The following is a 7,361-nucleotide window of genomic DNA, read 5'->3' on the forward strand; positions in this document are numbered from 1 at the left end:
GGCGGACGCCGCGCCGCCGCGGCCCTAACGCCGCCGCCGGCCTAGTCGCCCGACCGCTGGAAGCCGCTCAGGGAGGCGTCCGGGGTGCGTCCGTCGCTCTTCAGCGCGACGTCGCCGTAGGACCACTTGAAGGTCTTGGCCTCGGCCGCACCGGGCAGCAGCACTTTGGCGTTCTGGACGGGGAGGCTCTTGTCGCCGCCCGTCTCGCCCCGGACGTAGGTGAGCGTGAAGGAGGTCGACGCCTCCTGAACCAGGGTCGTCGCACCCGCCCCGGCGGCCTCCGCGGGGGCGACGGTGGTCGCGGCGCCGCCCGCGATGAGTTCCAGGGAGGGCAGCCCCTTCAGGGTGCACTTGGCGTCACCGCGGTTGGTGACGGTGACGGGGACGTTGCCGGTGTCCCCGGCGGCGGGGGCGGCGTTGGCGGGCCCGAACTGCACGGCGAGGTCGGCCACACAGCCGGCGTCCGCCTTGTCGTCGGGCTTCTTCTCCCCGCCGCCGCCGCTGCCGCAGGCGCTCAGGAGGAGGGTCGCGGCGAGGGCGGCGACGGGGAGGGAAAGGGCGCGCATGGAGTCCTCGGATGTGACGTCAGTGGTCGCGGGCGGTCACCGAATCAAACCTCACTGGCCGAGGCCCGCGGTGGGCAGCCCGGACGGCAGCTTGCCGCCCTCGGCCTTGGTGTAGGTCTCGGTGCCGAGGGCGCCCTCCCACGTCACCTTCAGCTGGGCCTTGTCCACGGAGTCGACCATGCCGACCGCCCTGGTCTTGCTGCCGTCGGCGCACTTGAGGCGGATCATCTGCATGCCGCCCTCGTCGGCGGCGGTCCCGCTGCACATGCTCCCGCCGGTCGAGAAGACGCCCGCCTTCGTGCCGGTGACGACCAGCGCGACGGCCTTGCCCTCGTTCGTGGCGACCCAGCTGCCCTCCAGGGCCTTGGACGCCGTACCGCCCGCGGTGCCGCCGCCCGTGTCGGTGCTCGCGCTCTCGGGGGCGCCGGCCTGGCCGTCGTCCTTGGAACTGGACCCGGAGTCGCTGCTGCATCCGGTCAGCGCGAGCGCGCCCGCGAGGGACACGGCCGCCGCCGCGACCCGGATCCGACGGCTCGTCATGGTGCGGGTACGCGGGAAGGTCGCCGAGGTCACTTTGAAGCTCCCAAGCTGTAGCGGTCGCATTCGGCCCGTATCGGCCGACCTGGCCGAAACGACCGCAGCAAGCTACCAGGCGGCCCTGTCAGCGGACCCGGCGCCCGGGGGACGCCAGCCGTTCGGGTGGCCGCCCCGTATCTGTGTACGCCTGTCCCGCCGACGGACCCGCCCCGTACGGCCGTTGCCGCGATCCGCATCCCCGCAGGTCGGACGCCTTGGACCGGACGGCCCGAGGGGCCTCTCCCGGGAGCCCGCGCCCTTCGCGGCCGGGCCGGGCGCGGTACGTGGCCGATACGCCCCGTCGAGTCCTGGCCGGATCTCGCGGGGGCCGCCCCCGACGTCGTACGCGTCCCGGCCGCACCGGGGCGCCCCCTCCGCGCCCGGTGTACCGCATCGCAGGGCAGGGGGCGCCCGCGCGCACGGTTCGCGGTGGGAAAGGCCGCGAGGCGGCCGGAGAGCGGTGATGACTACGCCCGCCGTCCGAGCCCACCCGGAGGTCCCCGCGCCCGCCGGGGGCGCGGGGACGGCCCATCCGTACGAGCGGCCCCGGTGCGACCGCACGACGGACGTCGGCCGGCTGGCGGACCCCCGGGCCCGACAGCCGGCGGACCCGGGAACGGGCCCGGTCCCCGCACCGGCCCCGCACCGGCCCCGCACACGGGACTACGTGGCGGTCGTCCATGTGAACCGGTCCCGTTCCCGCGCACCCTCCGAGAACCCACCCGGGCCCGGCCCGGCGGCCGTTCGGCGTCCGCCGCACGCCCGGGGCCGGACGGCGAGGTGCCGGGCCCTTCGCCCCGGCGCGGCCCCGCCGCCGCGCACCGCCGTCCCTCCCGAGGCCCGGCACCGGTGCTCCGGAGATCACGGGGCGGCCGCGGCCCCGCCCACGAGGGTGAACGGATGCCGGGCCTCCGGCGGAGCGCCCCGCCCCCTTCAAGTGCGCTGACCGGCCGGACAGTTGAGGTTTGGAACAACCAGGGCGCGGAAGGCGTCTGTTCCTAGTGCACGAGGGATCCGACCCGGACGGCCCCGCTCGGGGCCCCGGCCGGGAAGCCGTCGCGCCGCGCACGGCGGAAGCGGGTGGCGCGATCTCCGGGGCGCGCGCCGGAACGCAACCGAACTCGCGTGCGTCACAGGAGTAACCACGGGAACACCCCGCGTGCACGTGCATATGCTCATGCAGTTGCACGTGAACAGAGCTATGATCCGGAAGCAGTTGACGGGCGCATGCACACACAGCACCGCGCCACTGCATCACCTCATGCCTCAATGGCCTCAAAGCCACCGCACCATCGGGAGCGACCTGTGGACCACCACGTGTACAGCGGCATGGACGTGTACAACGGCATGGCGGCCACGGAGCTGAACGGGGTGGCCTGGCAGAAGAGCCTGCACAGCAACTCGCAGGGTTCCTGCGTGGAGTTCGCGCGGCTGCCCGGCGGGGACGTGGCCGTACGCAACTCCCGCTTCCCGGACGGGCCGGCGCTCGTCTACACCCGTGCCGAGATCGAGGCCATGCTCCTCGGCATCAAGGACGGGGAGTTCGACCACCTGGTCGTGGGCTGACGGCGGTCCCCGGGCCGGGCCCGCGCGGCGTCCGCGGCCCAGGGATGCCGGGAGCCGCCGTAACGCGCGTAGAACCGCGGCGCGCGCGTGCGCCGCGGCCCGTCAGTCCACCGGGGGCCGGGCCGGGCCGGCCGGCGGCCGCAGGCGGAACAGCGCCCAGACCACCTTCCCGCTCAGGGTTCCGGCCATGGGGTACCAGCCCCAGCCGTCGCTGAAGGAGTCGACGAGGAACAGTCCGCGGCCGGATTCCGCCGAGAAGTCGTCGGAGTCGCGCGCGACCGGACTGTCCTGACTGGGGTCGCGCACCGCGCACACCAGCCGCTCGGTCCACCGCATCAGATGCAGCCGCACCGGCGGCGCCTGCTCCGGTACGCGCTGCGTGCCCGCGGGCAGCGCGTGGCGCAGCGCGTTGGTCACCAGTTCCGAGACCACGAGGCAGATGTCGTCGAAGCGGTAGTCCAGTTCCCACTGGTCCAGGGTGCGGCGCGTGAACTTCCGTGCCTCGCCCACCGCTTCGTACCGAGCGGGAAGGGCGCAGGAGGCGGCGCTGGAGACGGCCGCGGGGTCCAGTGGCGGGACGCCCTGCCGTAACGGCTCGAGCATGGTCGATCCATTCGTTCCCATGCGAGGCACTCCCGGGAGTTCGCGGTCGTTGCGATGCAGCGGTTGCGCGGGACCATGGTTTCGGATGCGCAGAGCAGATGCAAGGGCAGATGCACGTGCACGTGACCGAATTGGACCCTCCCGTACCGCTTGTTGGCCATTTTTTCCGCCAATTTCAGTGATGCCTCTTGTCTTCCGCTGTCCGCTCCCTGAGTGGAATGCTTGGCTTCTTTCCGTCTCTGTAATCGGACGAGTACTGCTCGAAGTGATTTAGTGGCAGACTGCGGGCCCTGAGGACGGTTGGGGAGGCTGGCGAACGTGAGCGCGGGAGAGCCCGGATCGGTGGTGCGGCGCATGCTGCTCGGCTCGCAACTGAGGCGACTGCGGGAGGCGCGCGGGATCACCCGCGAGGCGGCGGGCTACTCGATCCGCGCGTCCGAGTCGAAGATCAGCCGGATGGAGTTGGGCCGGGTGAGCTTCAAGACGCGTGACGTGGAGGATCTGTTGACCCTCTACGGAATCATGGACGAGCAGGAGCGCGCCTCCCTGCTCTCCCTCGCCCGTGAGGCCAACGTGGCGGGCTGGTGGCACAGTTACTCGGACGTCCTGCCGAGCTGGTTCCCCACCTACGTCGGACTGGAGGGCGCGGCGAGCCTGATCCGCGCCTACGAGGTGCAGTTCGTGCACGGCCTGCTCCAGACCGAGGAGTACGCCCGCGCCGTCGTCCGGCGCGGGATGAAGGGCGCGAGCACGGCCGACGTGGAGAAGCGCGTGGCGCTGCGCCTTGAGCGGCAGAAGTACCTCGTCGCGGAGGACGCCCCGGAGTTCCACATCGTCCTGGACGAGGCGGCGCTGCGCCGCCCCTACGGCGACCGCCAGGTGATGCGCGGCCAGCTCCAGCATCTGATCGACGTCTCCGGGCGGCCCAACGTGCGGTTGCAGATCATGCCGTTCGGCTTCGGCGGGCACGCCGGCGAGTCCGGCGCCTTCACCCTCCTCAGCTTCCCCGAGTCCGACCTGTCGGACGTCGTCTACCTGGAGCAGCTCACCAGCGCCCTCTACCTCGACAAGCGCGAGGACGTCGCGCAGTACGAGACGGCGATGAAGGAACTCCAGCACGACAGCCCCGGTCCGGACGAGAGCCGGGATCTTCTGCGGGGTCTCCTTCAACTCTCCTGAAACGCAAGTACGATGACGTGTGATCAGACCGTGAAGACGATCAGGGCGATCCCGCTTCCGCGATCAGTCGACCGGGCGTCCGCTAGTGATTGAGGGATCACATGTCGTCCTACTTCACCGACCTGGCACAGCAGTACATCGACGGTGAGTGGCGCCCGGGTACCGGTTCCTGGGACATCATCGACTTCAACCCGTACGACGGCGAGAAGCTGGCCTCGATCACGATAGCCACGGCCGACGAGGTGGACGACGCCTACCGGGCCGCGGCCCGCGCCCAGAAGCAGTGGGCGCGGACCAACCCCTACGCCCGCCGCGCGGTCTTCGAGAAGGCCCTGCGCCTGGTGGAGGAGCGGGAGGAGGAGATCTCCGAGGCCATCGTCGCCGAACTGGGCGGCACCCGGCTGAAGGCGGCCTTCGAGCTCCACCTCACCAAGGAGTTCCTGCGCGAGGCGATCCATCTGGCGCTGCGCCCGGAGGGCCGGATCATCCCGTCCCCGGTGGACGGCAAGGAGAACCGCGTCTACCGCGTACCGGTCGGCGTCGTGGGCGTCATCAGCCCCTTCAACTTCCCCCTGCTGCTGTCGGTGAAGTCGGTCGCCCCGGCGCTCGCGCTCGGCAACGGCGTGGTCCTCAAGCCCCACCAGAACACCCCCGTCTGCGGCGGCTCCCTGGTGGCGAAGATCTTCGAGGACGCGGGACTGCCGCCCGGCCTGCTGAACGTCGTCATCACGGACATCGCCGAGATCGGCGACGCCTTCATCGAGCACCCGGTCCCCAAGGTCATCTCCTTCACCGGCTCCGACAAGGTCGGCCGGCACGTCGCCACCGTCTGCGCCGCGCAGTTCAAGCACGCGATCCTCGAACTCGGCGGCAACAGCGCGCTGGTGGTCCTCGACGACGCCGACGTCGACTACGCCGTCGACGCGGCCGTCTTCAGCCGGTACGTCCACCAGGGCCAGGTCTGCATGGCCGCGAACCGCGTCCTCGTGGACCGCTCGGTCCTGGACGAGTTCACCGCGAAGTTCACCGCCAAGGTCTCCTCGCTCAAGGTCGGCGACCCGCGCGACCCCGAGACCGTCATCGGCCCGGTGATCAACTCCTCGCAGGCGGACGCGCTCACGGGCGTCGTCGAGCAGGCGCTCGCCGAGGGCGCGACGGCCCTGGTGCGGGGCACGACGACGGAGAACCTGGTCGCGCCGTCCGTGCTGACCGGGCTGCCCGCCGACTCGGCCCTGCTGCGCCAGGAGGTGTTCGGGCCGGTCGTCTTCCTCGTCCCGTTCGACGGCGAGGAGGAGGCCGTACGGCTCGTCAACGACACCCCCTACGGCCTCAGCGGCGCCGTCCACACGGGCGACGTCGAGCGCGGTGTGGCCTTCGCCAAGCAGATCGACTCGGGCATGTTCCACGTGAACGACGGCACCGTCCACGACGAGCCGATCGTCCCCTTCGGCGGCGAGAAGCACTCCGGGCTCGGCCGGCTGAACGGCGAGACGATGCTGGACGCGTTCACCACCATGAAGTGGATCTCCGTGCAGCACGGCCGCAGCGGCTTCCCCTTCTGACCCCCGCAGGGTTTGCCCCGGAGCCACGAAAGAAGACGGCGCGTACGCCCTCCCGGACCCGCCCGAGGGACTGCGGTTCGAGACCCCCGCACGCCACGCGCCCCGACTCCGGGCACCGTGACCACAGCCCCGCCATGCCTCCCGACTCGGTTGGTACGGCGGGGCTTTCGCCGTTCGGCGTGCACGGCAAAGCCCCACCATGCCGGGCACGATGGGGCTGCCGTGAACAGGTGGGGTCGGCTCGACTCGTCAGACGTTGCCGAACTCTCCCACCTTGACGCTCGCGACGAAGGAGGCGAACGAGTCGGCGGAGATGTCCAGCAGGGGACCGGCCGGGTTCTTGGAGTCACGGACGGGGACCACACCGCAGGAAGCGGCAAGGTTCGTGGCGACCTCGATGCACTGGCCGCCATTGTTGCTGTACGAGGACGTGAACCACTGCGGGTTTTCGGTCGTCACGGGGTGCCCTTTCGAAGCTGTTCGATCATGACCACGGAAGCCGCCTGGGGCAGCGCTTCAGCCTGTAGCTGATGGTAGGCGGTCAGGGTCGGCAGTACGAACGTGCTTTCTCTCTCCAAGTGTCCCCGCTGGGCGGACTCGGCATACGACATGAGAGACCGATCCGGCAGCGTCAGCACAGTAATCGGCAAGTCGAAGGGGCGACGGTCTCCCATGTCGAACGGGGCGACCTGTAGCACAGTGTTCGGCAGCTCGGCGAACTCCACCAGTCGTGCAAGCTGTGTGTCCATGGTGTCTGCGTTGCCGATGGGGCGACGGATGCAACTCTCGTCCAGCACCACCAGAACCAGCGGCGGCGACTCTCGGATGAGCGACGCTTGCCGCTCGGCAACGAGCGTGACCCGCTCCTCCGCCTGGTCCGGGGTAATCGCTCCCCGCTTGACTGCGCTTTCGGCGAGAACCCGCGCATAGTTCGGTGTCTGGAGCAGGCCAGGAACGACGCCTACCTCATACAGCCGGATTTCCGCGGCTTGCCGCTCGTGTCCGATGTACTCGGGGAAGCCCTCCAGCAACGCGGTATGCCGTGCGGCTCGTCCCTGTCGTTCGAACCGGTCTCCGGTCCTGAACACCTTGTCAGCACTCGCCGCGAAGCGGGGAGTTGGAGGACGGCGGCCAGTTTCCACGGCGGAGATGTGGGTTCCTGAGAACCCCATGCGTTCGCCTAGTTCGTCTTGGGTCCAACCATGCTCGTCCCGCAAACTGCGCAAACGTTCCCCGAACGCGGCAACCGGTGAACTCTCGGGGTTCAGCTCTTTCCGATTCAACGTATCTCGTCCAACTCTCCATTCAA

8 protein-coding genes are annotated in these 7,361 nt (G+C 70.2%); 3 read left to right on the forward strand and 5 right to left on the reverse strand.

The window, feature by feature from the left end; genetic code table 11:
• Positions 1 to 41 precede the first annotated feature (41 nt).
• Both SZN_RS33710 and SZN_RS33715 read right to left on the reverse strand, forming a co-directional pair.
• Positions 42 to 566: a DUF4232 domain-containing protein gene (locus tag SZN_RS33710; RefSeq protein ID WP_007504010.1), complete on the reverse strand. Its 525-nt coding sequence runs from the start codon at positions 564 to 566 to the stop codon at positions 42 to 44.
• 51 nt (positions 567 to 617) lie between these two features.
• Positions 618 to 1,106 (reverse strand): hypothetical protein, encoded by a 489-nt coding sequence (locus SZN_RS33715; protein WP_106432757.1) that lies wholly within the window; start codon positions 1,104 to 1,106, stop codon positions 618 to 620.
• Between the two features lie 1,365 nt (positions 1,107 to 2,471).
• Between SZN_RS33715 and SZN_RS33720 the strand changes: the two genes are divergently transcribed.
• Positions 2,472 to 2,708, forward strand: a complete 237-nt coding sequence (locus tag SZN_RS33720; protein ID WP_086021485.1) for a DUF397 domain-containing protein — start codon at positions 2,472 to 2,474, stop codon at positions 2,706 to 2,708.
• Positions 2,709 to 2,810: 102 nt separating this feature from the next.
• Here SZN_RS33720 and SZN_RS33725 read toward each other — a convergent pair whose 3' ends face one another.
• Complete coding sequence (locus tag SZN_RS33725; protein ID WP_007504014.1) at positions 2,811 to 3,311, reverse strand: ATP-binding protein; 501 nt, start codon at positions 3,309 to 3,311, stop codon at positions 2,811 to 2,813.
• A gap of 354 nt (positions 3,312 to 3,665) precedes the next feature.
• On the opposite strand from SZN_RS33725, the gene SZN_RS33730 reads away from it, so the two are divergent.
• Together SZN_RS33730 and SZN_RS33735 are read left to right on the forward strand one after the other, a co-directional pair.
• Positions 3,666 to 4,490: a helix-turn-helix domain-containing protein gene (locus tag SZN_RS33730; RefSeq protein ID WP_050815159.1), complete on the forward strand. Its 825-nt coding sequence runs from the start codon at positions 3,666 to 3,668 to the stop codon at positions 4,488 to 4,490.
• Positions 4,491 to 4,591: 101 nt separating this feature from the next.
• Positions 4,592 to 6,052, forward strand: a complete 1,461-nt coding sequence (locus SZN_RS33735) for an aldehyde dehydrogenase family protein (protein WP_007504016.1) — start codon at positions 4,592 to 4,594, stop codon at positions 6,050 to 6,052.
• Positions 6,053 to 6,301: 249 nt separating this feature from the next.
• Here the strand turns inward: SZN_RS33735 and SZN_RS33740 are convergent, their stop codons facing one another.
• Positions 6,302 to 6,511, reverse strand: coding sequence for a DUF397 domain-containing protein (locus SZN_RS33740; protein ID WP_007504017.1), 210 nt, complete (start codon positions 6,509 to 6,511; stop codon positions 6,302 to 6,304).
• On the reverse strand, positions 6,508 to 7,335 hold the full coding sequence (locus SZN_RS33745; protein ID WP_043734508.1) for a helix-turn-helix domain-containing protein: 828 nt from the start codon (positions 7,333 to 7,335) through the stop codon (positions 6,508 to 6,510). Before SZN_RS33745 ends, SZN_RS33740 begins: the two co-directional genes overlap by 4 nt.
• Between the last annotated feature and the right edge of the window lie 26 nt (positions 7,336 to 7,361).

It is taken from the genome of Streptomyces zinciresistens K42 (genome assembly GCF_000225525.1).
In the GTDB taxonomy this organism is placed as follows: domain Bacteria; phylum Actinomycetota; class Actinomycetes; order Streptomycetales; family Streptomycetaceae; genus Streptomyces; species Streptomyces zinciresistens.

Excerpts from the sequence above, each read along its gene's own strand:
- SZN_RS33710 (WP_007504010.1), bottom strand. The coding sequence starts at position 566 with ATGCGCGCCCTTTCCCTCCCCGTCGCCGCCCTCGCCGCGACCCTCCTC.
- SZN_RS33715 (WP_106432757.1), bottom strand. The coding sequence starts at position 1,106 with ATGACGAGCCGTCGGATCCGGGTCGCGGCGGCGGCCGTGTCCCTCGCG.
- SZN_RS33720 (WP_086021485.1), top strand. The coding sequence starts at position 2,472 with ATGGACGTGTACAACGGCATGGCGGCCACGGAGCTGAACGGGGTGGCC.
- SZN_RS33725 (WP_007504014.1), bottom strand. The coding sequence starts at position 3,311 with ATGCTCGAGCCGTTACGGCAGGGCGTCCCGCCACTGGACCCCGCGGCC.
- SZN_RS33730 (WP_050815159.1), top strand. The coding sequence starts at position 3,666 with ATGCTGCTCGGCTCGCAACTGAGGCGACTGCGGGAGGCGCGCGGGATC.
- SZN_RS33735 (WP_007504016.1), top strand. The coding sequence starts at position 4,592 with ATGTCGTCCTACTTCACCGACCTGGCACAGCAGTACATCGACGGTGAG.